Genomic DNA, 24,698 nt, shown 5'->3' with positions numbered 1-24,698 from the left:
TCGCTGTTACTGCGGATGAGTGTTGGTAGTGTTGATGATGTCTGATTTAACGACTTGTCTCTTGGAACGTACCGGGGTCCAGTCAAGTGCCCCAACGCGTACCAGATAAATCAAACCAGCCAACAGCACCAAAATGAAAATGGTTGCTTCAATGAAGCCAATCCAGCCGCTTTCTTTGATAGACACAGCCCAAGCGTAGAGATAGAGGGCTTCAACGTCGAAGATAACGAAGAACATAGCGACAAGATAAAATTTAGCAGACAGGCGTAACCGCGCTGAACCCACTGAGTCGATCCCGGATTCATAAGGTACGTTTTTAGCTCTGGCTCTGGCTCTCCCCCCCAGCAAGAATCCACCGGTCAGCATGAAGACGCAAAGGCCTACGGCAATGATAAGGAATAGCCCAAATGCCCAATGATGGGCGAGGATTTCAGTAGTTGTTGACATTCTCTTTGCTTACTCATCAAAAGTGGCGGGTAACATCCCTGCTCTATTATCGGCAGTTAATGCGCCACATCGATTAAAAGGAAGGATTAATAACCACAAAAAAGCACGGAAACGTATCAGGTAAGCCTTGCTTGGTATGGTTGAGCCCCTAAATTTGTAACCTTTTTTTCAACCTTACTAAAAATAACAGTACATTACTTTACATGCACGCTGTTTTGTTAACATTTTGTGTCCTCACCCATAGCTAAATCGAGTCAGTCCCTTTGTCGGTTAACCAGCGAGCAGCAACACAGGAAGCAAATTCACTTGGTCACTATACCATTTTCACAGAAAATGCCTGTTCCCCCATGTGGTTATTAGGGGTATTTTTTGATCCAGCACACATTTTTACCAATTTAGTTAGTAAAAAAATCAAGATGATGCTGGACAAGACTGGACGTCATTTTCTATAACATAATTTTAAAAAAATAGAACCGGCGTTTTATAAATCAGAGATAACCGTGAATCTCGCTGCGCCTAGCCTGTTGATGTGAAATGGAAAATGCAAAGAGGGGTCGGACTGAAGAAATCAGAGCAATGGGGCTCTACCGATGCGGGTTTAACACCTTAGTCATAAATCATCATCATTCGGGGTGCATCCTTACTCTCCCCGAATGATAGTTAACTACCCATTACGATTAGATCGCGTCCTTCAGCGACGGATCGGAAGACAACGCTTCATTCGTGCTATTTGCTAGCATGCTGACTGGCGTAATGTGAGAGGGCTTCCCTGATTCAATCACATTGAAAATTGCCGTCGCCAGTTCGTTCTCCTGGTTAGGGTTCTGGCAGAGGAAATAACGTGTTTCAGGCAATCTCGGCAACCCTTCCTCTTCGCCCAACACTCGCAGTTCCGGGCTCATCATTTCCACCGAGCGCACGGTGATACCCATGCCAGCCTTCACCGCGGCTCGCACAGCAGATAGCGTTGAAGCCACGTAGGCGATTCTCCAGGGAATCCCTGCGGCCGTCAGCTGCTGCGTCGCCAAGGAACGGAAAGGGCTTGGCTCATCCAAAACAACCAAGGGTACCGGTTCTTGCGATCGGAACTGATAATCCGCCGCGCAATACCATAGCGTCGGAGAACTCCGTAATAACACATGAGGAAACACCACACCGTTCATTGTGGTAATGACCAGATCTATTTTCCCTTGATTCAGCATGTCCATCATTTCAGCGCTGCGTTTTACGCTGACATTGACGGAGAGCTTAGGAAATACCGATGTCACCCGGTGCAAAATATAAGGAAGGATAGTGTCTGCCGTATCGTCAGACGCCCCGATGGTCAGCGTTCCCTGAATATCGCTGTACATTAATGAAATACAGGCTTCATCATTGAATTGTAATATTTTTCTGGCATAACCCAAAAACTGGATGCCGTGTTCGGTCAGCAATTTATTACGCCCGTGCCGGGCAAAAAGCTCCTTTCCGATGAGTTGCTCCAGCCGCTGCATCTGCTGGCTGACAGCCGATTGAGTCCGATTGACTGCGGTCGCCGCCGCTGCAAATGTATTTAAATCTGCAACGGCAACAAACGTCCTCAGTAAATCAAGATCGAGATTAAGTACTGGTCGATTTACACTGGTCATACGATTTTTCACTTATCTATTTTAATTTTAACAAAATATTCCTGGTGTTTTATTACATGTACAGGTAATGACCGATACATTTAAAGACACTATCGCAGACGCACGATAAGGGCAAAAAAATACTTATATTTCGTTACCCCTATCGCCTTTCCATTGGTAAGACATCACTAATTAAATGGCTCACCAGTCTTAATCCTTCATTCAATAACAACGACACTTTCTCTTTATTTCATCCTGCGAAATAAATACGCTTCACATTTAAATAAACGAGCCTTCCCTGTCACCCTATTCTGGCGCTAAAAAAGTGCGGCATGAATAGTCGTCCGCACCCCTACCATATCGCACCATCCAACGAGTACACAACCATATAGTGCAGATGCGCAACCATTTGCAGCAAAAGCGATAATCATTCTTCAAAAGGTACTACAGGAGGAGTACATTAAGCAGGTTATGCTATTCCGTATGGGAATATGCGCTCTCTGCAGAAGGTTCGTACTATTTATGTCTCCGATTGAAAAATCCAAGAAACTGGAGAACGTATGCTATGACATCCGTGGCCCAGTCTTAAAGGAAGCCAAACGGCTTGAAGAAGAAGGTAATAAAGTCCTTAAGCTGAATATTGGTAACCCAGCCCCTTTTGGCTTCGAGGCACCGGACGAGATTCTGGTCGATGTCATCCGTAACCTGCCCACGGCACAGGGCTACTGTGATTCCAAAGGCCTCTATTCCGCCCGTAAAGCCATCGTTCAGCATTATCAGGCGCGGGGTATGCGCGATATTACGGTTGAAGACGTCTATATTGGTAACGGTGTGTCCGAGCTCATCGTGCAATCCATGCAGGCACTGCTTAACCCAGGCGATGAAATGCTGGTTCCTGCGCCGGACTACCCACTTTGGACCGCAGCCGTTTCTCTGTCTAACGGCAACGCCGTTCACTACCTCTGCGATGAGTCCTCCGATTGGTTCCCCGACCTGGATGATATCCGTAAAAAGATCACGTCCAATACTCGCGGTATTGTCATTATCAACCCGAACAATCCAACGGGCGCGGTCTACAGTAAAGAGTTGCTGCTGGATATCGTGGCGATTGCACGCGAACATAACCTGATCATCTTCGCTGACGAAATTTACGACAAAATTCTGTATGACGATGCACAGCATCACTCGATTGCCGCACTCGCGCCGGACCTGCTGACGGTCACATTCAACGGCCTGTCCAAAACGTACCGTGTAGCAGGTTTCCGTCAAGGCTGGATGGTACTGAACGGTCCGAAAAAACACGCCAAAGGCTATATTGAAGGGCTGGAAATGCTGGCTTCCATGCGTCTGTGCGCTAACGTGCCAATGCAGCATGCGATTCAGACTGCGCTGGGCGGCTATCAGAGCATCAGCGAATTTATTCAGCCCGGCGGACGCCTGTACGAGCAGCGCAACCGTTCCTGGGAACTGATCAATCAGATTCCCGGCGTATCGTGCGTAAAACCGCGCGGCGCGCTGTATATGTTCCCACGCATTGATGCCAAACGCTTTAATATCCATGACGACCAAAAACTGGTGCTGGATCTCCTGCTACAGGAAAAAGTGTTGCTGGTTCAGGGAACCGCATTTAACTGGCCTTACCCAGACCATGTTCGCATCGTCACGCTGCCGCGTATCGATGAGCTGGATATGGCAATCCACAAATTAGGGCGTTTCTTGGGGCACTATCACCAGTAACCCGACCCAATTGTTGTACCTGTCTTCGCCGGGCAATCATCGCCCGGCGAAAACCTGACCTTCGTTTGCATAATCTCCGGCAAGTCCTCACAATAGACGCCCACGATATCGCTATTTCACCGTGCTGTTGTCTGAGAGATCGCCATGAATCAGAGCCACTTTTTCGCCCACTTATCTCGTCTAAAACTCATCAGCCGCTGGCCGCTCATGCGTAATGTGCGCACGGAAAACGTCTCCGAGCACAGCCTTCAGGTTGCGTTTGCCGCGCACGCGCTGGCGGTCATCAAAAACCGAAAATTCGAGGGTAACCTGAACGCAGAACGCATCGCACTTCTGGCGATGTATCACGATGCCAGCGAGGTGCTGACCGGCGACATGCCGACGCCAATCAAGTACTACAACGCGCAGATCGCGCATGAGTACAAGAAAATAGAGAAGATTGCGCAGCAGAAACTGGTTGAGATGTTACCGGAAGAACTCCAGCAGGATTATCGGATGCTGCTGGACGACAGCTACACCAGTGAAGAAGAACGCGCCATCGTTAAGCAGGCCGACGCGCTATGCGCCTACCTGAAGTGTCTGGAAGAATTATCCGCAGGAAATGCAGAGTTCACGCTGGCCAAAGCGCGGTTGGAAAAAACATTGCAGCTGCGCCACAGCCCGGAAATGGACTATTTCATGACGGTCTTCGTTCCCAGCTTTAGCCTGTCGCTCGACGAAATCAGCCAAGACTCTCCGTTATAACGCGCATCCGCTATAACGGTCAGAGGTCGTCAGAACGGATACAGCCATGGCACCATTACCACGCTGACCAGCATCACCAGAACGGTAAAGGGGACGCCAACGCGTACAAAGTCCCCGAATTTATAACCGCCCGGCCCCAGTACCAGCGTATTCACCGGTGACGAGACCGGTGTCATAAACGCGGCGGATGCCGCAATCGCGATGATCATCGCAAAGGGATACGGTGACACGCCCATCTGCTTCGCTGCGGCGATCGCAATGGGCGCCATCAACACCGCCGTCGCCGTGTTGGAAATAAACAGGCCAATGACGGCACACAGCACAAACAAACATACTAGCATCACATGCGGCCCTGCGTCCCCGGCAACATCCATCAGCCCTTTGACGATCAGCGTAACACCGCCGGTTTGCTGCAACGCCAGCGCAAACGGCATCATCCCGACGATAAGAATAATGCTCGGCCAGTGAATCGCCCGGTAGGCGCTTTCCATGTCAATACAGCGGAATTTACCCATCAGCAAACAGGCGATCAACGCGGCAACCGCATTCGGTATTTCATCCGTCAACATCATCGCCACCATCAACGCCAGACAAAACAGCGCATGTGGAGCCTGACTCACCGCGGGTGCGACGTCATCAACCTCGGCGGGAAGATTAAGCAAAAGGAAGTCGTTTTTCTGCGTGTGTAACTGCCGGATCATGCGCCAGTCGCCCATCACCAGCAGAATATCGCCGAGCTGGAGCGGTTCATCGGCGAGGATACCTTCCATCGCTTCACCTGCCCGGCGGATCCCCACAACACTTAGACCATAGCGGCTTCGGAAGCCGACATCGTACAGCGTTTTCCCCAACAGTTCGGAATCAGGGATCAACGAGACTTCCGCCATCCCCACATCACGCGCCTGCTCAGAAAAATATTCACCGCGCAGCACCATGGGTTCAAGCCGTTGCGCGGTACAAAATTCACGTAAATCCACTTCCGATGCAGACATGTCGATCAGCAGAACATCGTTCAGGCGAAGTTCGGTATTGCCCGCTACGCTGATCATCACGCGGCGAAACTTACGCCAGCGTTCAATCCCCACCACGTTCGCCCCGAAGCGCTGACGCAGGCGTAAATCATCCAGACGGTGGCCGATAAAAGGCGATCCCGGACGAATCGCCAGCCGGCGCGCCCTGCCCGTCAGCCGATAATCACGAATCAGATCGCGGAACGTTCTTCTCTTCCACATCTCTTTTGCTGTCGCTGTCTCAGCGCCGCCAAGCCAGTAGCGCGCCACCATCATATACGCCACGCCCAGCAGCAATACCACTATCCCTATCGGCGTCACGCTAAAGAACCCAAAACCTGCCACCCCTTCGCGCATCAGTTCACTGCTCACCACCATATTCGGCGGCGTCGCCACCAGCGTCATCATGCCGCTAATCAACCCGGCGAAACTCAGCGGCATCATTAGCCTCCCGGGGGAAATCTTCATCCGTGCGGAAACGCTCAGCACCACGGGAATAAAAATCGCGACAACGCCAGTAGAACTCATGAAAGCACCTAGCAGCGCAACGGTGACCATCAGTAAGATCAGCATTTTCATCTCACCGCTGCCCGCCACACGAACCAGCCAATCACCGACCTGATAAGCCACACCGGTACGAACCAACCCCTCACCAATCACAAACAGGGCAGCAATCAATATCACATTCGGATCGCTGAACCCGACCAGCGCTTCAGATAGCGTCAGCGTGCCGCTCAGAACAAACGCGATGATGACCAACAGCGCTACGACGTCCATGCGTAATTTATTGGTGGTAAACAACACAATGGCGATCAGCAACAGGGATAAAACCCAGAGAAGTTCGCTATTCAAAACGGTTCCCCTGACGGAAAAATGCATGTTGAGAGGTGTGGGTTCGCATACCCTGAAAAGGGGAGCCAACGCACAGGCAGCTTGAAGTATAACGGGTATAGTCTGCCATAAAAAAACCTCGCGGATGCGAGGTTTGATCATATTTAGTCACAGTTTTGTCATTATGTTACAGACGCCTACTGGCGCAGAAGCACCTTAGCACCGTTCGGTAAGGGTTCTATTTCTATCTGCTCCAACGAATCAAGGATCAGATCGACCTGATCCAGCTTTGGCGTATCCGCTGGCGCCTTCACCGCAATGACTTTACAGCCCGCGGCCAGCCCCGACACCACGCCCGCTGGAGCATCTTCAACGACAACACACTCTTCCGGTTTCAGCCCTAGCTGCTGTGCGCCAAGTAAGTAGGCATCGGGGTGAGGCTTACCTTTGGCAACCTGCTCCGCCGTAATAAAGGCACGAGGAGCAGGTAGCTCTCCGCGATGATGACGTGCGCTGGCAATCGGCACCGTGCCGGACGTCACAATCGCCCAGGGAATATCCAGTGCATCCAAACGCTCCAACAGCGCCTTCGCCCCTGGCATAGCTACGATACCCTGCGTATCAGAGGCCTCGGTTTTCTCCAGCGCATCGAACTCCTGTTGAATCGTTTCTTCGCTCTGCCCTTGAAGAAAGTGGCGCAGGGACGTGATTGCCTGCTTGCCATGAATAAAATCCAGCACTTCCTGTGGTTCAATACCGTGATCTTTTGCCCAGTTAATCCACGCACGTTCTACAGCCGGCAGTGAATCGACCAGCGTACCATCGAGGTCGAACAGAAAACCTTTACACTCCACAGAAAGCCCCTTATTCATTAATCAGGCGTTGATGATCTGTGCGATCTCCACCGCACTCAAGTGATACTGGCGCGGGCAGGATTGCCAGACAGCCAGCATTCTGTTGTATTTTTCCCACATCTTCGTCTGCGCGTTAAACCCATGCGTGCCTGCATCAAAGTGGGGATAGCGACCTTCGACATGTACCATAAAGCGTACAAAACCAAGGTAGCGCGCTTCCGTTGCGGCATCAAAGCCCAGAAAGGTCAGACGTCGTTCATCCAAATCCTGCTTATCTTTCAGATTGGTCCACGACACCTGAAGAGCGTGGTGCATTTCCATGATGTTAATAATGGTGCGGCAGACTTCTTCGGTCAGTTCACCAAATTCACGATCCAGCTCGCGCATCTGCAAACCATAACCACGCTCAATGATCGTTTGTAACCGGCGATAGCGCTCGGCGTTGTCAGGATCGAGCATCGTCATCATTTTGTATTGGTTTGAAAGGATCAATCTCTGGGCATTCGTCATTTCCATGTTGCTCTCCTGAACCCTCTTTGGTGTAAGCCAATGTCGCTAAATAGGTATTAACCGCAGAATCGCATACTGAATCGTGTCACGATAGCGGTAGCCACCGCTTCTTTGATTTGAAACAGGGGAAAGAACAAAATAGCTATCAACCCTCACACAGCCTGACGCCGATCACAAATCATCAAGGAAGGTTTTATCAAGCTGGCTAAATGCCCGCTTCAGCACATCTGCCAATGATTGGTAAGTCGGCGCTTCTTCCAATGGGGCCAATGCCTGACCTGACTCTAGCAGCTTATGACGAATCTCATGGAACCACTGTGCCAGCGTCGGCGGTAAAGGCGTCACGGAACGGCGGCCAAGCCACCAAAGGCCTTGCAACGGCAGGCTACAGGCAAACAGCGCGGTGGCAATGGCCGGGCCGAGCTGGCCGCCGAGCGCAATCTGCCACGTTAAGGTAAACACCGCCAGCGGCGGCATGATGCGGATGCCAAACCGTGTCGCTCGTGCTACACGGTTTTCAGGAAAGACTGGCGCCAGCTGCTTTTCTGCTGGCCACGTTTTCATGTAATGCTGCCCACGTTGGAGTAGCTGTAGCCAACTGATTCTACTGTCTGGTTTCGTCGCCATAGCCACACCTCAACTTTACAGATAAAAAATAAAACTTTTGCACAAATCAACAACTCAAGTTGATAAGGTTAAAATATATTTTGTGTTTACTCTACGCTATCGGTATCCTAGACCGGCCTTTTGGCCGCTGTATACCTAAAGTAGTATGACTACACGCAAGGAGTATAATTCCCTTGCGACACAAGCGCAGCCAACGGCCATAACGCGGTTATTCATCGCTTTAAAAGCTGCGGTTTACATCAGGTCGATGTCACGTTGTTGTAAAGATGAGTTATAGCGATTAATTGTTGTAACGATTACCCGATATAACATACGTCATAGTATCGACCCTATTTCACCATTGTGTCTGGTGTATCACACCAAGGTATGATGTTAATCATAAATGCCAGCGGCGGCATGCGATACGCTATGCCCTGTATGACATTTTTTTAACCATGTATAACAAGTAGGTACTTCCATGTCGAGTAAGTTAGTACTGGTTCTTAACTGCGGTAGTTCATCCCTGAAATTCGCCATCATCGATGCGATTAACGGAGAAGAGTACCTGTCTGGTTTAGCCGAGTGTTTCAACCTGCCTGAAGCCCGCATCAAATGGAAAATGGACGGCGGTAAACACGACGCCGAACTGGGTGCCGGTGCAGCTCACAGCGAAGCGCTGAACTTCATCGTTAATACCATTCTGTCTCAGAAGCCAGAGCTGTCTGCTCAACTGGTTGCTATCGGTCACCGTATCGTTCACGGCGGTGAGAAGTTCACCCAATCCGCGATCATCACTGATGATGTTCTTCAGGGTATCAAAGATTCCGTACCTTTTGCACCTCTGCACAACCCGGCGCACTTGATCGGTATCGAAGAAGCACTGAAATCCTTCCCACATCTGGCTGATAAAAACGTCGCTGTCTTCGACACCGCATTCCATCAGACCATGCCGGAAGAGTCTTACCTTTATGCACTGCCGTACAAACTGTATAAAGAAAACCACATCCGTCGCTACGGTTTCCACGGCACCAGCCACTACTTCGTCTCTCGCGAAGCCGCTAAAGTGCTGAACAAACCTGTAGAAGAGCTGAACGTCATCACTTGTCACCTGGGCAACGGTGGTTCCGTTACGGCAATCCGCAACGGCGAATGCGTTGATACCTCTATGGGTCTGACGCCGCTGGAAGGTCTGGTGATGGGTACGCGCTGTGGCGATATCGACCCGGCTGTGATTTTCCACCTGCACGACGCACTGGGCATGGACGTAGCCAGCATCAACAAATTGCTGACTAAAGAATCCGGCCTGCAAGGTCTGACAGAAGTCACCAGCGACTGCCGCTACGTTGAAGATAACTACGAGACGAAAGCAGACGCGAAACGTGCAATGGACGTTTACTGCCACCGTCTGGCTAAGTACATCGGTTCTTACAGCGCCCTGATGGAAGGTCGTCTGGATGCCGTGATCTTTACCGGTGGTATCGGTGAAAACGCCGCAATGGTTCGTGAACTGTCGCTGAAAAAACTGGGTCTGCTGGGCTTTGACGTCGATCACGAACGCAACCTGGCAGCACGCTTCGGTAAAGGTGGCAACATCGCTAAAGATGGCACCCGTCCAGCGCTGGTTATCCCGACCAATGAAGAATTGGTCATCGCTGAAGACGCTTACCGTCTGACTGCGTAAAACACGTAACTCCCAACACCGTCAGCCAAGGCTGACGGTGTTGTTTTTGACTAACGAGCAACCGTAAAGAGGTTCAGCCGTGTCCCGTATAATCATGTTGATCCCAACTGGCACCAGCGTCGGTCTGACAAGCGTCAGCCTGGGTGTCATCCGTTCCATGGAACAGAAAGGCGTCCGCCTGAGCGTGTTCAAACCTATCGCTCAGCCGCGCAGTGGCGACAATACGCCAGATCAGACGACCACCATTATTCGTGCGAATTCCGCTATCAACGCCGCAGAGCCGCTGGCGATGAGCCGCGTTGAAGCCCTGCTGAGTTCCAACCAGCAAGACGTGCTGATGGAAGAAATCATCGCGCGCTATCACGAAAATACCAAAGACGCCGAAGTCGTTCTGGTTGAAGGTCTGGTTCCTACCCGTAAGCACCAGTTTGCTAACGCATTGAACTATGAAATCGCCAAAACGCTGAACGCAGAAATCGTCTTCGTACTGGCGCTGGGTAACGACTCTCCAGCACAGCTGAAAGACCGCATCGAACTGGCTCGTTCCAGCTTCGGCGGCAGCAAAAACAAAAACATCACTGGCGTAATCATCAACAAACTGAATGCGCCAGTAGATGAGCAGGGTCGTACTCGCCCTGACCTGTCTGAAATCTTTGATGACTCCACGAAAGCCAGCGTTGCCAACATCGATCCTAAGCAGCTGTTCGCTAACAGCCCGCTACCGGTGCTGGGCTGCATTCCATGGAGCTTTGACCTGATCGCAACACGCGCGATCGATATGGCGAAGCACCTGAATGCGCGTATCATCAACGAAGGTGACATTCAAACGCGTCGCGTTAAGTCTGTCACGTTCTGCGCACGCAGCATTCCTCATATGCTGGAGCATTTCCGTCCGGGTTCACTGCTGGTGACCTCCGCCGATCGTCCTGATGTTCTGGTTGCCGCCTGTCTGGCTGCCATGAACGGTGTGGAAATCGGTGCCCTGCTGCTGACTGGCGGCTACGAAATGGATCCGAGCATCGCCAAGCTGTGCGAGCGCGCCTTCCAGACTGGTCTGCCTGTATTTATGGTCAACACCAATACCTGGCAGACGTCACTCAGCCTGCAAAGCTTCAACCTTGAAGTACCAGCTGATGACCGTCAACGTGTTGAGAAAGTGCAGGAATACGTTGCACGCCACATCGATACCCAGTGGATCGATTCTCTGAGCGCAGAGTCTGAGCGTTCACGTCGTCTGTCTCCGCCAGCTTTCCGCTATCAGCTTACCGAACTGGCACGTAAAGCAGGCAAACGCATCGTTCTGCCAGAGGGTGATGAGCCGCGTACCGTTAAAGCCGCCGCTATCTGTGCTGAACGCGGTATCGCTCACTGTGTGCTGATCGGTAACCCGGAAGAGATTCAACGCGTTGCTGCCGCTCAGGGCGTAGAACTGGGCAAAGGCATTGAAATCGTCGATCCGATTGTCGTACGTGAGCGCTATGTTGCGCGTCTGGTTGAACTGCGTAAGAGCAAGGGCATGACCGAAGTAGTTGCGCGCGAACAGCTCGAAGACAACGTGGTTCTGGGTACGCTGATGCTGGAACAAGGTGAAGTTGACGGTCTGGTGTCTGGCGCCGTTCACACCACTGCTAACACCATCCGTCCACCGTTGCAGCTGATCAAAACTGCACCGGGCAGCTCTCTGGTGTCTTCTGTGTTCTTCATGCTGCTGCCTGAGCAGGTTCTGGTTTACGGCGACTGCGCCATCAACCCAGATCCAACCGCAGAGCAACTGGCTGAAATCGCTATCCAGTCTGCTGATTCCGCCACTGCATTCGGCATCGACCCACGCGTTGCAATGATCTCTTACTCCACCGGTAACTCCGGCGCGGGTAGCGATGTTGAGAAAGTGCGTGAAGCAACCCGTCTGGCACAGGAAAAACGCCCTGATCTGGTTATCGATGGTCCACTGCAATACGACGCCGCTATCATGGCTGACGTTGCACAGTCCAAAGCGCCGAACTCACCAGTTGCGGGTAAAGCTACCGTGTTCATCTTCCCTGACCTGAACACCGGTAACACCACGTACAAAGCGGTACAGCGTTCTGCCGACCTGATCTCCATCGGGCCAATGCTGCAAGGCATGCGCAAACCGGTTAACGACCTGTCTCGTGGCGCACTGGTAGACGACATCGTTTACACCGTCGCTCTGACCGCCATTCAGGCTACACAGCTCTAATCATCTTCATGATGACGTAAATGCCAGCCTTCGGGCTGGCATTTTTATTTGGAAGAGCAGGTAAAGACGCCGCGAAGAGAAAGTCGCGGCGAGGCAGGCGCGGATTATTTCTGCGAATCCGTTTCCGATGGAGCAATGTTGCTGCCGTTCTCATCATCAACATTGTCATGCTGAACAGCAGATGTCTCAGCAGCTTCTACCACCTCATTCAGTTTGCGTGAAATCGGCTTGCCGTATTCCTGATCGCTATAGCGCGTCAGCCACAGCGACAGGGCTTTGAGGGAATCCGGCGTAAACTCATCGCAGCGCGCGGTGATCTCTTGCGGCGTCAACCAGCTAACCTCATCCACTTCTTCTTCCTGTAACGCGAACGGCCCGTGGGTGACGCAGCTAAACAGCCCGCCCCACACCCGGCAATTTTCGCCTTCATAATAGAACAAGCCATGTTCTGCGAACGGCACGCCAGCAATACCAAGTTCTTCTTCCGCTTCACGACGTGCGGATTCCAGCATTTGCTCACCACTTTGCACCACACCACCTGCGGTCGCATCAAGCCAGCCTGGGTAGAAGTCTTTGATCTTGGTCCGGCGCTGCACCAGAATTTTACCCATTCCATCATGCACAACAATGTAAGTAGCACGATGGCGAAGACTCTGCGCACGCATCTGCTGACGACTTGACTGAGCAATTACCTCGTTGTTTTCATTGACGATATCAACCCACTCTGTGCCTGCTGCCTGACTTTGTTCCGCCATCCTCTGAAACCCTTTAGTATTGGCACGTTGCTACGCGCGTCTGTTTTAAATGATCGATTTTGCTGTAAATCTTCCCTGCTACCTCGGCATTATTCAAGGTCAAAAACAGGGTATAGCTAAATTAGTGTCTAATCGCGACCTGCGCAATAGGATCGCCGCCGTGTAATGGCAGAACCCGCAGCGTGTCTTGTTCAAGCAAGCCGTAACTCGCGGGGAATCCCCCTTTCGGCAAGCTTACTGAGCCGGGATTGAAGAAATAATATTCTCCGCGTCGCTCAGCAACCGGTATATGGGTATGCCCATATACCAACACATCCCCCACGCGTAACGGCGGCAGATTATCTGGATGATAAAGATGACCGTGCGTCAGGAAAAGACGATTCTGCGGCAATAGCACATGTTGCCACGGTGCCGTTATCGGGAAGGTCAATAACATCTGATCCACCTCGCTATCGCAATTCCCGCGTACGGCGATGATGCGCGATGCATAGGCGTTCAGCCGAGTCGCCACTTCCGCAGGCTGATATTGCTCCGGCAGCGGATTGCGCGGACCATGATTGAGAAAATCACCCAACAAAATAAGCCAGTCGGCACGGCTCTGCTCAAAGATCGCCAGCACGCGATCCGTCGCGCTGAGAGAACCGTGTATATCGGACGCAAACATCAACTTCATCGTCATCTCCACAACGTTTATATCCACAAGACGCGTACCTTTCACCTGAAGTAGTCTACCAAAGTTGACCAACCGCTTCCGGTAAAGATCGCCCAACGATGTGCGCCATCGCTTATTTTTCACCCGTAGAAGTGGTAGGGTAAGAACCCGTTCCCCAATACGCTATTCTGACAGCGCATCGCTCTCTGAAGCGATCAACTGCCATACAGTCCATGATGTTTTTCTGAATTAAAACGGAGACTTGATTCATGATTGACCTGTATTACGCACCAACCCCTAACGGACACAAAATCACTCTGTTTCTGGAAGAAGCGAATATCCCCTACCAGCTCCACCGCGTGAATATCAGCAAAGGCGAACAGTTCAGGCCGGAGTTTCTGGCTATTTCGCCTAACAACAAAATTCCCGCGATTGTCGATACGCAGCCAGCGGAAGGCAACGCCCCTATCAGCCTGTTTGAATCTGGCGCGATCTTGCTCTATCTGGCGGAAAAACACGGCGTACTATTGAGCTCATCACTACGTGAACGCACGGCCACGCTACAGTGGTTGTTCTGGCAGGTCGCCGGTTTCGGCCCCATGCTGGGACAAAATCACCATTTTAACCACTATGCGCCTCAGCCAGTGCCTTACGCCATTGAACGTTATCAGCAGGAGACACAGCGCCTGTATCGCGTGCTGGATAAACACCTGCAGGACAATCCGTGGTTAGCGGGAGAGCAGTACAGCATCGCCGATATCGCAACCTACCCGTGGGTGGTTTCTTATGCCCGCCAGCGTGTCGATCTTGATGATTATCCAGCGGTAAAAGCGTGGTATACGCGCATTAGCGAACGTCCGGCAACGCAGCGGGCCTATCAGCTCGCCGATCAATAAAATTCTGGCATCATCTCATTCGGCCTTTGGGTATCTTCTGCTATGGTAATCAACATATTGTCGTTAACGATACCCTGACGCTGCGGTGTTATCGCAGTCACAGAAGCAACCGAGGGCCGAGCAATGCCACATCACTATTCTGACGCCGTTATTCGTATAAAAAATCTGCGTTTGCGTACCTTCATCGGTATCAAAGAAGAGGAAATTACGAATAAGCAGGATGTGATCATCAACGTTGTGATTCACTACCCAGCAGAGCAGGCGCGCAATAGCGAGAATATCGCCGATGCGCTGAACTACCGCACCATCACCAAAAGCATTATTCGCCACGTAGAAGATAACCGCTTCGCTTTGCTGGAAAAATTAACACAGGATGTGCTCAACATCGCCAGCGAGCACGAATGGATCACCTATGCTGAAGTAGAAGTAGATAAACCGTTTGCCCTGCGATACGCCGATTCGGTTTCTATGACCCTGCGTTATCACAAGGCATAAAGATAGGGAGAGGGGGGCAATGCAACTACTCATAACAGGCGGAACCGGCCTTATTGGCCGCCATCTTATCCAACGATTACAGCTGCTTTCCCATCACATTACGGTACTGACACGCGATCCTGAACGCGCCCGCGGCGTTCTCGGCAATCAGGTGGAATATTGGTCAACGCTGAATAATATCACCTCACTGAACGACTTTGATGGCGTCATCAATCTGGCAGGCGAGCCTATCGCCGACAAGCGTTGGACGCCACAGCAAAAACAGCTGCTGGCAAAGAGCCGCTGGAACATCACCGAACAACTCGCCACGCTGATAAAAGCCAGCAGTGAACCACCTGCCGTTTTTATCTCTGGTTCTGCTGTCGGGTATTATGGCGATCAAGGAGAAGCGCTGGTTACGGAAGATGAATCTCCGGTTGATGAATTCACCCATCACCTGTGCGCTCGCTGGGAAGCGCTGGCTCAGTCCGCCGAAAGCGATCAAACCCGAGTCTGCCTGCTGCGCACCGGCATCGTGCTTTCAGCACAGGGCGGCGCGCTGGCAAAAATGCTGCCGATTTTCCGGTTCGGGCTTGGCGGCCCGATGGGCTCTGGCAAGCAATATATGCCGTGGATTCATATTGATGACATGGTTAACGGTATCATTTACTTGCTAGACCAACCGATATTGAGCGGCCCTTTCAATATGGTTGCGCCTTATCCGGTTCATAATGAGCAGTTTTCCGCCACGCTGGCACACGTCCTGGATCGCCCCGGTTTTCTGCGAGCGCCCGCTTTTGCGATCAAATTGCTGATGGGAGAAGCCTCGACGCTGGTCTTGGGCGGACAACGCGCCATCCCACAGCGGTTAGAAGCCGCAGGCTTTGGTTTCCGTTTCTTCGAGTTAGAAGAAGCCCTACAGGACGTCATCAAGAAACCGAGCTGACTCAGTGCTGAGAGAAACGTATGGGGCTGATCACCATCAGCCCCAAAACCTACTTCAATGCTCCAGACAAAAACTGCTGCAAACGCGCACTTTTCGGGCTCCCGAAAAGCTGATCCGGTGGGCCTTCTTCTTCAATTACGCCCTGATGTAAAAAGATAACGTGGCTGGAGACATGGCGGGCAAATTCCATTTCATGCGTCACCACCACCATCGTTTTCCCTTCCTCAGCAAGCTGCTGCATGATACGTAATACCTCGCCGACCAGTTCAGGATCGAGTGCCGATGTCGGCTCATCAAACAGCAGCACTTCCGGCTCCATCGCCAACGCTCGCGCAATCGACACGCGCTGCTGCTGACCACCAGAGAGATCAGACGGGTATTTCTGCTGGGCAGAATCGGTGATCCCGACCTTGTTCAGATAGAACACCGCCCGCTCGCGCGCTTCCGCTTTGCTGAGCCCTAATACCTGAATCGGCGCTTCCATCACGTTTTCCAACGCGGTCATGAAGCTCCACAGGTTGAAATGCTGAAACACCATCGTCAGGCGTGTGCGCAGCATTTGAAGCTGTTTTTTATCAAACACCTTCAGCTGTCCATCAGTATCACGCACCATGCGAATTTCCTGATCGCTGACGTAAATCGCCCCTTCACAGGGTTTTTCCAGAAAATTAATACAGCGCAGTAAGGTGCTTTTTCCCGAACCTGACGAGCCAATAATTGAAATAACGTCACCCGCTTTCGCCTGTAATGAGATCCCTTTAAGCACCTCATGCTGGCCATAGCGTTTACGCAGTTCCGTCACCATCAGTTTGTTATTCGACATGCTTTTTTCCTGCGCTTAATGAGATGAACGGGTATAAAGATGACGTAACCAGCGCCGTTCCGCCCTTCTAAACAGCCCGATTAACACAAATGAAATCGCCAGATAGATGACCGCAGCAATACCAAATGCATAAAACGGTTGGTAGGTTGCGGCGTTGATATCTCGGGCAATCTTCAGAATATCCGGTACGGTTACGGTGAAGGCCAGCGCCGTCGAATGCAGCATCAGAATCACTTCGTTGCTGTAGGCAGGCAGCGCAATACGCAGCGCTCCCGGCAAAATAATGCAGCGATACTGCTTAAAACGGGAGAATCCGTATGCTCTGGCCGCTTCAATTTCCCCATGCGGCACCGCGCGGATGGCACCGGCAAAAATCTCTGTCGTATAGGCACAGGTATTGAGCGCCAGCGCCAAGATGGCACAGTTTAGCCCGCTGCGAAAAAAGGCATTCAGTAGATCGGTGCCGCGCACAATCTCCAGACTATACACGCCGGAATAGAACACCAGAAGCTGCACATAGAGCGGCGTACCGCGGAACACGTAAGTAAATAACCACACAGGAAAGCTGAACCGACGTCGCGGCGACACGCGGGCAATCGCCAGCGGCAGCGCCATCAGTCCACCGATGACCACCGAAGAAATGAGCAGCCAGAGCGTCATCGCCAGCCCGGTCAGTCGGTAACCATCGCTCCACAGGAGCGGCTGCCAATATTGTTGCAGGATCTCACTCATAGTTTACTTTCTTGACTCCCTGCGAATAGTGCCTTTCCAGCCACCACAACACGCCGTTAGAAATGGTGGTAAAAATCAGGTACATCGCCCCAGCGACCAGCGCAAAATAAAATGGTTCATGTGCGCCCTTTCCAGCCAGTTGCGTCGCCTTAATCACATCATTCAGGCCAAGCAGTGACACCAGCGCCGTAGCTTTCAGGATCACCTGCCAGTTATTGCCAATGCCAGGCAGCGCAAAGCGCATCATGGAAGGAAACAGAATACGGCGGAACACCTTCATAGGAGAAAAACCGAATGCCACAGCCGCTTCGATTTGCCCACGCGGTACAGCAAGATAGGCACCTCGAAAGGTTTCCGTGAAATAGGCGCCGTAAATAAAGCCCAGCGTGATAATCCCGGCGGTCAAAGGGTCGATGTCAATCTGCGCCATCCCCATCGACTCCGTCACGCCGTTTAAGACGATTTGCAGGCCATAGAAAATCAGCAGCATCAGCACCAGGTCAGGAATGCCACGAATCAGCGTGGTATAGCAGGAAAAACACCCTGCCAGCAGCCGGTTGGAAGACAGCTTCGCCGATGCACCAATCAGGCCGATAGCCAGCGCCAGCACGAGCGAACTCGCTGCCAGCTCCAGCGTCATGATGGCACCATCCAGAATTAGCTGGGAATAGCCATAAAGCATCAATGATATCCGTTGAAATAGCGGTTAATGGCACAGTGCGTCATCGGCAGGAATACGACACGGGAGGAACGGTCCCATGTCGTATGGCCCTGCGATTCCGCTACAGAGTGTGAATCGTTAGGAGAAATTAGCCGCCGTAGACGTCAAAATCGAAGTATTTTTTCGCGAAGGTATCGTAGGTACCGTCTTTACGTATCTCTTCAAAGGCTTTATCCAGCGCAGCTTTCAGCTCGGTATCCGCTTTACGCAGACCCATCCCCGTCCCCACACCGAAGAATTTGTCATCTTTCACCGCTGGGCCAGCAAACGCGTAGTCTTTGCCCATATCAAGCTTCAGGAAACCTTCGCTTCCGGCGACTTCATCCTGAAAGGCGGCATCGATACGGCCTGCGGTCAGGTCTGCATAAATCAGATCCTGGTTTTGGTAAGCCACAACCTCAACGCCTTTTGGCTGCCAGTTCGCGTTAGCAAATGCCTCCTGCGTTGATGCCTGCAAAACGCCGACACGCTTGCCGCCCAGAGACGCCAACGTTGGCTCGATGCTCGCGCCCTTCTTCGCAATCAGACGTGCGTTGGCGGCATACAGCTTCTCAGTGAAGGCAATTTCCTGCTGGCGTTTTTCGGTGATGGACAGAGAAGAGATGATGGCATCAATTTTTTTAGCTTTAAGGGAAGGAATTAGCGCGTCAAAGTCACTTTCCACAAAGGTACAGTTAGCCTGAATACGTTTGCACAGCTCTTTCGCCAGATCGATATCAAACCCAACCAGTTCACCGCTGGCATTTTTGGATTCAAAAGGCGCATAGGTAGGATCGGTGCCGATTTTAATGTTCTTAGGAATCTCCGCCATCGCGCTGCCCGCAACCAGAATGAGTGCCAACGGCAAAACTTTGATCAGTTTCTTCATATTGCTACCCTTATCATGAGTGATTGATGTCATGTGTCGTCAATGTCGGAACAGATATCGATTTATTGCTTTAAAAATGAACGATGTAAGTGCTATTTGTTTTATAACGCCGACTATTACCCTTTTCATAGCAGTTTTCATGCCACAATGAAGGCAGGGGCATTGTAGAAACCCCATGATCAACACATAGGAAAGCGAATGAATAACTGTTTGATTATGAAATATTTTCCGAGAAACTTTTTGGCGTATAACAATAAGAATAGATAACATTGCCATGAATACAAAAACACAAACGCACCATTTAAGTGCTTTTGCGATCAAAATTGGTGCAATGTGATAAAAAGGCACAAAAAAAGGGCAGTAACGCTTTACTGCCCGCAGAGAAGAAAATAGAACGAGTTAGCATCTAGCCTGCTATGACGCACCTTGCCAACGGGTAAAGAGATCTTTCGGCAGGTCGATATCAAACTGGTCCAGAATGCGGTTCACCGTCTGATCGACAATATCCTGCACACTTTCTGGGCGATGATAGAACGCAGGCACAGGCGGCATGATTATCGCCCCGAGTTCAACGGCGGTGGTCATCAGCCGTAAATGTCCTAAATGCAGCGGCGTTTCACGTACTCCCAGCACCAAAGGACGACGCTCTTTCAGCACCACATCGGCCGCGCGCGTTAATAAGTTATCGCTGTAACTGTGCACAATGCCAGACAGGGTTTTTATTGAACAAGGTAAAATCACCATCCCCGCCGTTTTAAACGACCCCGAAGAGACGCTGGCCGCGATATCACGCGTGTCATGCACCACATCGGCCAGTGCCTGTACATCACGCAGGCTAAAATCGGTTTCTAACGCCAGCGTCTGCCGGGCGGCCTGACTCATGATCAGGTGTGTTTCGATACCTTCCAGCGCCTGTAAAATCTGTAGCAGCCGGACGCCGTAAATGACGCCGCTCGCGCCGGAAATCCCTACAATCAGTCGCTTCATTCGTACTGCCTCTGGCTGACCGCGTAAGCAAAAACGCGGAAAAATTATCTGCGCAAACTTTGCCGTATTGATTGGCGATAAGCAAGGAGAAGCGCCGAAACGGCGTTTTTATAAACAACCCAGTTTTCTATATACAAGATGTTTTCTATATAAAAAAAGGGAAGACACTTTCGCGTCCTCCCCCTCGATGAAGCGTTAACGAACAGCTAGCCGTTAACCTTCGTTATGCAATTCCAGATCTTCGACTTCATTCTGGCTACGCAGCGCTTTGGCATCGTCGTTGCGTAATACTTCCAGATAATCCAGATAGCCTTGATCAACATCCTTCGTCACGTAAATCCCGTTGAACACCGAGCATTCAAACTGAGCGATATCCGGGTTATCTTCACGCGCAGCGTCGATCAGATCGTCGAGATCCTGAAAAATAAGCGCATCAGCGCCAATAATCTTACAGATTTCGTCCACTTCGCGACCGTGAGCAATCAGCTCGTTGACGCTCGGCATGTCGATGCCGTACACGTTAGGGAAGCGAATTTCCGGTGCCGCAGAGGCCAGATACACACGCTTGGCTCCAGCTTCACGCGCCATCTCCACAATCTGCTCCGACGTTGTACCACGCACGATGGAGTCATCCACCAGCAGCACGTTTTTGTCACGGAATTCAGCACGGTTAGCGTTCAGCTTACGGCGCACCGATTTCTTACGCGCCTGCTGTCCCGGCATGATAAAGGTACGGCCAACGTAGCGGTTTTTCACAAATCCCTGACGGTACGGTTTGTTAATGATACGCGCGATTTCCAGCGCGATATCACAAGAAGTCTCAGGAATCGGGATCACGACGTCTATATCGAGATCTTCCCACTGACGCGCAATTTTTTCACCGAGCTTCTGGCCCATGCGAACGCGTGCACTGTAGACCGAGATTTTATCGATGAAAGAGTCCGGGCGCGCGAAGTAAACATATTCGAACAGGCACGGATTGCTCTTTGGATTCTCTGCACACTGGCGGGTAAACAGCTGCCCTTTTTCCGTAATATAGATCGCTTCTCCCGGCGCCACATCACGTAAAAATTCAAAGCCCAGCGTATCCAACGCGACGCTTTCTGACGCCACCATGTATTCGCTGCGACCATCTTCCAGATCGCGCTTACCAATCACCAGCGGACGAATCCCGTTAGGATCGCGGAAAGCCACCATACCGTGTCCGATAATCATGCCAACACAGGCATAGGCACCGCGAATTTGCTGGTGCGTCGCGGCAACGGCCGCAAAAATATTATCGGCTTCCAGCGGATAATGCTGGAAACGGTCCAGCTCTCTGGCAAAAATGTTCAGCAGAATTTCAGAATCAGACGTGGTGTTAACGTGACGACGCTCCTGCTCGAACAGCTTTTTACGCAGTTCATGGGCGTTAGTCAGGTTACCGTTGTGGGCCAACGTGATACCGAACGGAGAGTTAACATAGAAAGGCTGTGCTTCCGAGGCGCTGGAGCTGCCTGCGGTTGGATAACGCACATGGCCAAGCCCCATGTTTCCCTGTAGGCGTTGCATGTGCCGCGCTTCAAACACATCTTTCACCAGGCCATTGGCCTTACGCAGGCGAAAACAATTAAAGGCATCGATGGTTACAATACCCGCTGCATCCTGCCCACGGTGTTGCAACACCGTTAACGCGTCATAAATCGACTGGTTGACCGGTGTAAAACCGGCGATACCGACAATACCGCACATGGTGTCTTTTCCTCATCAGCGCTACCGCAGCGGTAAATGCTGCGGCAAGAAACTTGACGTGCTTTGCAGGTAGTCAAAAAACCACCTGATAATATAACTGAACTGCGGGATTAACTGGGACTGCTTCCAGTCATCACTTTGTGAAAAACCGGTGAAAGTATCCAGAAAGAATAGCAGTGCGGAAACGATCAGCACCCCGCGTAGCGCACCAAAACAGATGCCCAGAACGCGATCGGTGCCGGATAATCCGGTACGTTCAACCAGCGAACTAATCGCATAGTTGACGATAGCCCCCACAATCAGCGTTGCAATAAACAGAATGGCAATCGCAATGCCGTTACGCACCAACTCATCATCAAAACGGGTGAAGTAGACCGCGAGGTAAGCGTAGTAATGGCTGGCGACAAAAAACGCACATCCCCAGGTTACTAACGACAGCGCTTCACGAACAAACCCCCGGATCAGGCTAACCAGAGCCGAAAAACCGATGATGCCAATAATGACGTAATCAACCCAAACCATGAACGATCCTAATAATGAACGATGCTACCGATAAGCCGCTACGTCATCCTGTTCGCGGCGCATTCTAACAGAAAAAGAAAACGTTTGCGTAGCGTATTTCCGCCGATTTCATCAATAGATAATCAGGCGAAAAAACCAGCAACTCGCTATGCCTGATTCTATTCACTGTCGGCATAACAAAATCAACAACAGGCCACTCAAAACGAGTGCGGGGCGAAGCATCACGCATATGAGCCTCATCCCCGCAGCCTGCTTCTTCTACTTATTACGCGGCAAACAACAGACAATCCACCCCGTTATTTTCACGCTTAACCTGCCTTAACGAACGGAATGTGCCCGCACCTGCCCGCTGAGTCCGCTGAGCTGTTGCAGTTCACCCAGCGACGACTCCAGCTTCTGCTTCGAGGCATCCGGCCCCACGTAAATACGGGTGATTTGCCCTGAAACCGGCGTTGACGGTACGGTATACGCACGATAGCCAGAGAGACGCAATTTGGCGACAATCTCGTTCACCTTATCCGCGTTTTTCAGCGCACCGAGCTGAACAATATAAGCCTGTCCGACGGGCGCTTGCTGCGTCGGCTGTGTTTCAGGCTTCACTTCCGGTTTGGGTTCCGGTTTGGGTTCCGGTTTAGGCTCAGGCTTCGGTTTTACTTCCGGTTTCACCTCAGGTTTTGGCTGAGGCTTCGGCGTCTGAACCGGCGGACGTTCCACCACAACCGGCGGTGCCGTCATCGCTGGCGTATTCGCGCCAGAATGGGATGATGGCGGTGTCTGCGTCGTGGTTTCAGGTGCTGTCGCTGCCGATGAATTCGCTGTCGATGATCTCGCATCAGGCGCTTCGGCTTCCGGGCTGTTCTGCATCGCCGCCTCCGCCCCTTCCGGTGGCTGACTCGGCAGCGACGGGTTCAACGCAGGCAGCGATTCCATCTCATTACTATCACCCGGTTTAGGGATTAGCGGAATCGACGCAAACTCGTCCTCGTAGTGCTTTTTCTTACCATCCAGCAGGCCGGGTAAAATGATCACGCCCAGCGCGACCAGAATCACCGTACCCACCAGGCGGTTCTGAAATTTACTCGCCATTCGCCTTCTCCTCATCCAGCGCTTCCATTACATGCGCTACCGTATGAAAAGATCCACATACAATGACGATATCCTGCTCCGCCGCCTCGGACATCGCCTGCTGCCAGGCCGCCACGACATCAGGGAACGATTGGCTGCGCGTCAGGTGCTCGGCAATCTGCTGCGCGGTGGCACCACGAGGCCCTTCCAGCGGCGCGCAATACCACTCATCCACCAACGGTGTTAAATAGGCCAGCGTACCGGCAATATCTTTATCCGACAGCATACCGACGACGGCCCGTATTTTTCCGGTGGTCGGCAACGCGGCCAACCGATTTGCCAGATACGCCGCCGCATGGGGATTGTGTGCAACATCAAGAATCACTCGCGGTGACTCCTGCACCGTCTGAAAACGTCCCGGTAATGTCGCGTGCTGTAACCCTTGCCGGATCGCGTCTTCGCTCACGTTGAGTGAAGAATAGTGCAATGCAGCCAGCGCCGTGGCGGCATTCGCCAACGGGACATTAGGTAATGGCAGCCGTGATAACTCACGCTGCTTATCCTGCCAGCTCCACGTTTCGCGCTGAACGGAATAGTCCCAGTCGCGACCACGACGGCGCAGCAGTGCCCCTTTCTCAGCGGCAACATCGGCAATCGTTCCCGGCATATCCGGCTCGCCGACAACGGCAGGTCTACTCTGTCGGAATATCCCGGCTTTCTCACGACCGATGCTTTCCCGATCATTACCTAACCAGTCGGTATGGTCGATAGCTATGCTGGTAACGACGGAGACATCCGCATCCACGATATTGGTGGCGTCCAGGCGCCCACCAAGCCCCACTTCCAGGATGACGACATCCAGGTTCGCCTGCTTAAAGAGTTGCAGCGCCGACAGCGTACCGAATTCAAAATAGGTGAGCGATACCGCCCCTCGCCCTGCTTCGATATCCGCAAATGACTGAGTGTGTTGCGCTTCAGGCAATTCTTTGCCCTGAATACGCACCCGTTCGGTATAGCGAACAAGATGGGGAGAACTGTAAACGCCAACCCGCAGCCCTGCGGCCAGCAGAATGGATTCCAGCGTACAGCAGGTGGTTCCTTTGCCGTTCGTCCCCGCGACGGTGAAAACCGTTGGGGCAGGCTGTAGCAAATGGAGATGTTCAGCAACCTGCTTAACGCGCTCCAGACCTAAATCAATGGCCTGAGCGTGCAGGTGCTCAAGATAATGAAGCCACGTGACCAAAGGTGACGTGGCTTGAGGTGTTTGAAGTGTATCCATGA

24 protein-coding genes are annotated in these 24,698 nt (G+C 51.8%); 7 read left to right on the top strand and 17 right to left on the bottom strand.

Annotated elements, in window-relative coordinates; translation table 11 throughout:
• Positions 1 to 6: 6 nt before the first annotated feature.
• Positions 7 to 447, bottom strand: a complete 441-nt coding sequence (locus I2D83_RS07550) for an NADH-quinone oxidoreductase subunit A (RefSeq protein ID WP_015840967.1) — start codon at positions 445 to 447, stop codon at positions 7 to 9.
• Between the two features lie 677 nt (positions 448 to 1,124).
• Positions 1,125 to 2,075: a transcriptional regulator LrhA gene (gene lrhA / locus I2D83_RS07545; protein ID WP_015840968.1), complete on the bottom strand. Its 951-nt coding sequence runs from the start codon at positions 2,073 to 2,075 to the stop codon at positions 1,125 to 1,127.
• Positions 2,076 to 2,576: 501 nt separating this feature from the next.
• Between lrhA and I2D83_RS07540 the strand changes: the two genes are divergently transcribed.
• Together I2D83_RS07540 and yfbR are read left to right on the top strand one after the other, a co-directional pair.
• A complete protein-coding gene (locus I2D83_RS07540; protein ID WP_205947813.1) occupies positions 2,577 to 3,791 on the top strand; it encodes a pyridoxal phosphate-dependent aminotransferase in 1,215 nt (404 codons plus the stop codon).
• Positions 3,792 to 3,935: 144 nt separating this feature from the next.
• Positions 3,936 to 4,535: a 5'-deoxynucleotidase gene (gene yfbR, locus I2D83_RS07535; RefSeq protein ID WP_205947812.1), complete on the top strand. Its 600-nt coding sequence runs from the start codon at positions 3,936 to 3,938 to the stop codon at positions 4,533 to 4,535.
• A 29-nt stretch (positions 4,536 to 4,564) separates the two neighbouring features.
• On the opposite strand, the gene I2D83_RS07530 is transcribed toward yfbR, so the two are convergent.
• The 4 genes from I2D83_RS07530 to yfbV form a co-directional block, all read right to left on the bottom strand.
• Positions 4,565 to 6,397 carry an SLC13 family permease gene (locus I2D83_RS07530; protein ID WP_043881801.1) on the bottom strand — a complete coding sequence of 611 codons (1,833 nt, stop codon included), beginning with the start codon at positions 6,395 to 6,397 and terminating at the stop codon, positions 4,565 to 4,567.
• A gap of 176 nt (positions 6,398 to 6,573) precedes the next feature.
• Positions 6,574 to 7,230: a sugar phosphatase gene (locus I2D83_RS07525; RefSeq protein ID WP_205947811.1), complete on the bottom strand. Its 657-nt coding sequence runs from the start codon at positions 7,228 to 7,230 to the stop codon at positions 6,574 to 6,576.
• A gap of 21 nt (positions 7,231 to 7,251) precedes the next feature.
• Positions 7,252 to 7,746 (bottom strand): YfbU family protein, encoded by a 495-nt coding sequence (locus I2D83_RS07520; protein ID WP_010295396.1) that lies wholly within the window; start codon positions 7,744 to 7,746, stop codon positions 7,252 to 7,254.
• Positions 7,747 to 7,911: 165 nt separating this feature from the next.
• Positions 7,912 to 8,367 (bottom strand): terminus macrodomain insulation protein YfbV, encoded by a 456-nt coding sequence (yfbV, locus tag I2D83_RS07515; RefSeq protein WP_010278929.1) that lies wholly within the window; start codon positions 8,365 to 8,367, stop codon positions 7,912 to 7,914.
• 457 nt (positions 8,368 to 8,824) lie between these two features.
• On the opposite strand from yfbV, the gene ackA reads away from it, so the two are divergent.
• Positions 8,825 to 10,027 (top strand): acetate kinase, encoded by a 1,203-nt coding sequence (ackA, locus tag I2D83_RS07510; protein ID WP_015840972.1) that lies wholly within the window; start codon positions 8,825 to 8,827, stop codon positions 10,025 to 10,027.
• 79 nt (positions 10,028 to 10,106) lie between these two features.
• On the top strand, positions 10,107 to 12,245 hold the full coding sequence (gene pta / locus I2D83_RS07505) for a phosphate acetyltransferase (protein ID WP_015840973.1): 2,139 nt from the start codon (positions 10,107 to 10,109) through the stop codon (positions 12,243 to 12,245).
• 104 nt (positions 12,246 to 12,349) lie between these two features.
• On the opposite strand, the gene yfcD is transcribed toward pta, so the two are convergent.
• On the bottom strand, positions 12,350 to 13,000 hold the full coding sequence (gene yfcD, locus I2D83_RS07500; RefSeq protein WP_194430484.1) for an NUDIX hydrolase YfcD: 651 nt from the start codon (positions 12,998 to 13,000) through the stop codon (positions 12,350 to 12,352).
• A 121-nt stretch (positions 13,001 to 13,121) separates the two neighbouring features.
• The gene (yfcE, locus tag I2D83_RS07495; RefSeq protein ID WP_181829002.1) at positions 13,122 to 13,673 is read right to left on the bottom strand and encodes a phosphodiesterase; all 552 of its coding nucleotides are present in this window, start codon (positions 13,671 to 13,673) and stop codon (positions 13,122 to 13,124) included.
• 248 nt (positions 13,674 to 13,921) lie between these two features.
• On the opposite strand from yfcE, the gene yfcG reads away from it, so the two are divergent.
• From yfcG to I2D83_RS07480, 3 genes are all read left to right on the top strand, one after another.
• Positions 13,922 to 14,548 (top strand): GSH-dependent disulfide bond oxidoreductase, encoded by a 627-nt coding sequence (gene yfcG / locus I2D83_RS07490; RefSeq protein ID WP_015840976.1) that lies wholly within the window; start codon positions 13,922 to 13,924, stop codon positions 14,546 to 14,548.
• Positions 14,549 to 14,671: 123 nt separating this feature from the next.
• Positions 14,672 to 15,043: a dihydroneopterin triphosphate 2'-epimerase gene (folX, locus tag I2D83_RS07485; RefSeq protein WP_015840977.1), complete on the top strand. Its 372-nt coding sequence runs from the start codon at positions 14,672 to 14,674 to the stop codon at positions 15,041 to 15,043.
• Positions 15,044 to 15,062: 19 nt separating this feature from the next.
• Entirely contained in the window at positions 15,063 to 15,968 is a 906-nt protein-coding gene (locus I2D83_RS07480) for a TIGR01777 family oxidoreductase (protein ID WP_205947810.1), read from the top strand.
• A gap of 49 nt (positions 15,969 to 16,017) precedes the next feature.
• Here the strand turns inward: I2D83_RS07480 and hisP are convergent, their stop codons facing one another.
• From hisP to folC, 9 genes are all read right to left on the bottom strand, one after another.
• Positions 16,018 to 16,791 (bottom strand): histidine ABC transporter ATP-binding protein HisP, encoded by a 774-nt coding sequence (gene hisP / locus I2D83_RS07475; RefSeq protein ID WP_015840979.1) that lies wholly within the window; start codon positions 16,789 to 16,791, stop codon positions 16,018 to 16,020.
• Positions 16,792 to 16,806: 15 nt separating this feature from the next.
• Entirely contained in the window at positions 16,807 to 17,523 is a 717-nt protein-coding gene (locus tag I2D83_RS07470; RefSeq protein WP_015840980.1) for an ABC transporter permease, read from the bottom strand.
• Positions 17,516 to 18,205 carry a histidine ABC transporter permease HisQ gene (locus I2D83_RS07465; RefSeq protein ID WP_180777638.1) on the bottom strand — a complete coding sequence of 230 codons (690 nt, stop codon included), beginning with the start codon at positions 18,203 to 18,205 and terminating at the stop codon, positions 17,516 to 17,518. The genes I2D83_RS07470 and I2D83_RS07465 overlap by 8 nt, the downstream gene beginning before the upstream one ends.
• A 127-nt stretch (positions 18,206 to 18,332) precedes the next feature.
• Complete coding sequence (locus I2D83_RS07460; protein WP_205947809.1) at positions 18,333 to 19,112, bottom strand: lysine/arginine/ornithine ABC transporter substrate-binding protein; 780 nt, start codon at positions 19,110 to 19,112, stop codon at positions 18,333 to 18,335.
• 414 nt (positions 19,113 to 19,526) lie between these two features.
• Positions 19,527 to 20,099: a UbiX family flavin prenyltransferase gene (locus I2D83_RS07455; protein WP_180777637.1), complete on the bottom strand. Its 573-nt coding sequence runs from the start codon at positions 20,097 to 20,099 to the stop codon at positions 19,527 to 19,529.
• A gap of 213 nt (positions 20,100 to 20,312) precedes the next feature.
• The gene (gene purF, locus I2D83_RS07450; RefSeq protein WP_015840985.1) at positions 20,313 to 21,830 is read right to left on the bottom strand and encodes an amidophosphoribosyltransferase; all 1,518 of its coding nucleotides are present in this window, start codon (positions 21,828 to 21,830) and stop codon (positions 20,313 to 20,315) included.
• A 21-nt stretch (positions 21,831 to 21,851) separates the two neighbouring features.
• Complete coding sequence (gene cvpA / locus I2D83_RS07445; RefSeq protein ID WP_015840986.1) at positions 21,852 to 22,352, bottom strand: colicin V production protein; 501 nt, start codon at positions 22,350 to 22,352, stop codon at positions 21,852 to 21,854.
• 318 nt (positions 22,353 to 22,670) lie between these two features.
• Entirely contained in the window at positions 22,671 to 23,438 is a 768-nt protein-coding gene (dedD, locus tag I2D83_RS07440) for a cell division protein DedD (protein ID WP_205947808.1), read from the bottom strand.
• The gene (folC, locus tag I2D83_RS07435; protein ID WP_205947807.1) at positions 23,428 to 24,696 is read right to left on the bottom strand and encodes a bifunctional tetrahydrofolate synthase/dihydrofolate synthase; all 1,269 of its coding nucleotides are present in this window, start codon (positions 24,694 to 24,696) and stop codon (positions 23,428 to 23,430) included. Before folC ends, dedD begins: the two co-directional genes overlap by 11 nt.
• Positions 24,697 to 24,698: the final 2 nt, after the last annotated feature.

The sequence above is a fragment of the Pectobacterium aroidearum genome (genome assembly GCF_015689195.1).
Lineage (GTDB): Bacteria > Pseudomonadota > Gammaproteobacteria > Enterobacterales > Enterobacteriaceae > Pectobacterium > Pectobacterium aroidearum.
The sequence above is the reverse complement of the archived record's forward strand: the minus strand, read 5'-3'. Positions and strand labels throughout refer to the sequence as shown.

What these genes read in the sequence shown, in the direction of transcription:
- cvpA (WP_015840986.1), bottom strand. Translation starts at nt 22,352, where the DNA reads ATGGTTTGGGTTGATTACGTCATTATTGGCATCATCGGTTTTTCGGCT.
- hisP (WP_015840979.1), bottom strand. Translation starts at nt 16,791, where the DNA reads ATGTCGAATAACAAACTGATGGTGACGGAACTGCGTAAACGCTATGGC.
- yfbV (WP_010278929.1), bottom strand. Translation starts at nt 8,367, where the DNA reads ATGGCGACGAAACCAGACAGTAGAATCAGTTGGCTACAGCTACTCCAA.
- purF (WP_015840985.1), bottom strand. Translation starts at nt 21,830, where the DNA reads ATGTGCGGTATTGTCGGTATCGCCGGTTTTACACCGGTCAACCAGTCG.
- I2D83_RS07480 (WP_205947810.1), top strand. Translation starts at nt 15,063, where the DNA reads ATGCAACTACTCATAACAGGCGGAACCGGCCTTATTGGCCGCCATCTT.
- lrhA (WP_015840968.1), bottom strand. Translation starts at nt 2,075, where the DNA reads ATGACCAGTGTAAATCGACCAGTACTTAATCTCGATCTTGATTTACTG.
- yfcE (WP_181829002.1), bottom strand. Translation starts at nt 13,673, where the DNA reads ATGAAGTTGATGTTTGCGTCCGATATACACGGTTCTCTCAGCGCGACG.
- I2D83_RS07465 (WP_180777638.1), bottom strand. Translation starts at nt 18,205, where the DNA reads ATGCTTTATGGCTATTCCCAGCTAATTCTGGATGGTGCCATCATGACG.
- folX (WP_015840977.1), top strand. Translation starts at nt 14,672, where the DNA reads ATGCCACATCACTATTCTGACGCCGTTATTCGTATAAAAAATCTGCGT.
- yfcG (WP_015840976.1), top strand. Translation starts at nt 13,922, where the DNA reads ATGATTGACCTGTATTACGCACCAACCCCTAACGGACACAAAATCACT.
- I2D83_RS07455 (WP_180777637.1), bottom strand. Translation starts at nt 20,099, where the DNA reads ATGAAGCGACTGATTGTAGGGATTTCCGGCGCGAGCGGCGTCATTTAC.
- I2D83_RS07460 (WP_205947809.1), bottom strand. Translation starts at nt 19,112, where the DNA reads ATGAAGAAACTGATCAAAGTTTTGCCGTTGGCACTCATTCTGGTTGCG.
- folC (WP_205947807.1), bottom strand. Translation starts at nt 24,696, where the DNA reads ATGGATACACTTCAAACACCTCAAGCCACGTCACCTTTGGTCACGTGG.
- ackA (WP_015840972.1), top strand. Translation starts at nt 8,825, where the DNA reads ATGTCGAGTAAGTTAGTACTGGTTCTTAACTGCGGTAGTTCATCCCTG.
- I2D83_RS07520 (WP_010295396.1), bottom strand. Translation starts at nt 7,746, where the DNA reads ATGGAAATGACGAATGCCCAGAGATTGATCCTTTCAAACCAATACAAA.
- I2D83_RS07550 (WP_015840967.1), bottom strand. Translation starts at nt 447, where the DNA reads ATGTCAACAACTACTGAAATCCTCGCCCATCATTGGGCATTTGGGCTA.
- I2D83_RS07470 (WP_015840980.1), bottom strand. Translation starts at nt 17,523, where the DNA reads ATGAGTGAGATCCTGCAACAATATTGGCAGCCGCTCCTGTGGAGCGAT.
- yfcD (WP_194430484.1), bottom strand. Translation starts at nt 13,000, where the DNA reads ATGGCGGAACAAAGTCAGGCAGCAGGCACAGAGTGGGTTGATATCGTC.
- yfbR (WP_205947812.1), top strand. Translation starts at nt 3,936, where the DNA reads ATGAATCAGAGCCACTTTTTCGCCCACTTATCTCGTCTAAAACTCATC.
- I2D83_RS07540 (WP_205947813.1), top strand. Translation starts at nt 2,577, where the DNA reads ATGTCTCCGATTGAAAAATCCAAGAAACTGGAGAACGTATGCTATGAC.
- dedD (WP_205947808.1), bottom strand. Translation starts at nt 23,438, where the DNA reads ATGGCGAGTAAATTTCAGAACCGCCTGGTGGGTACGGTGATTCTGGTC.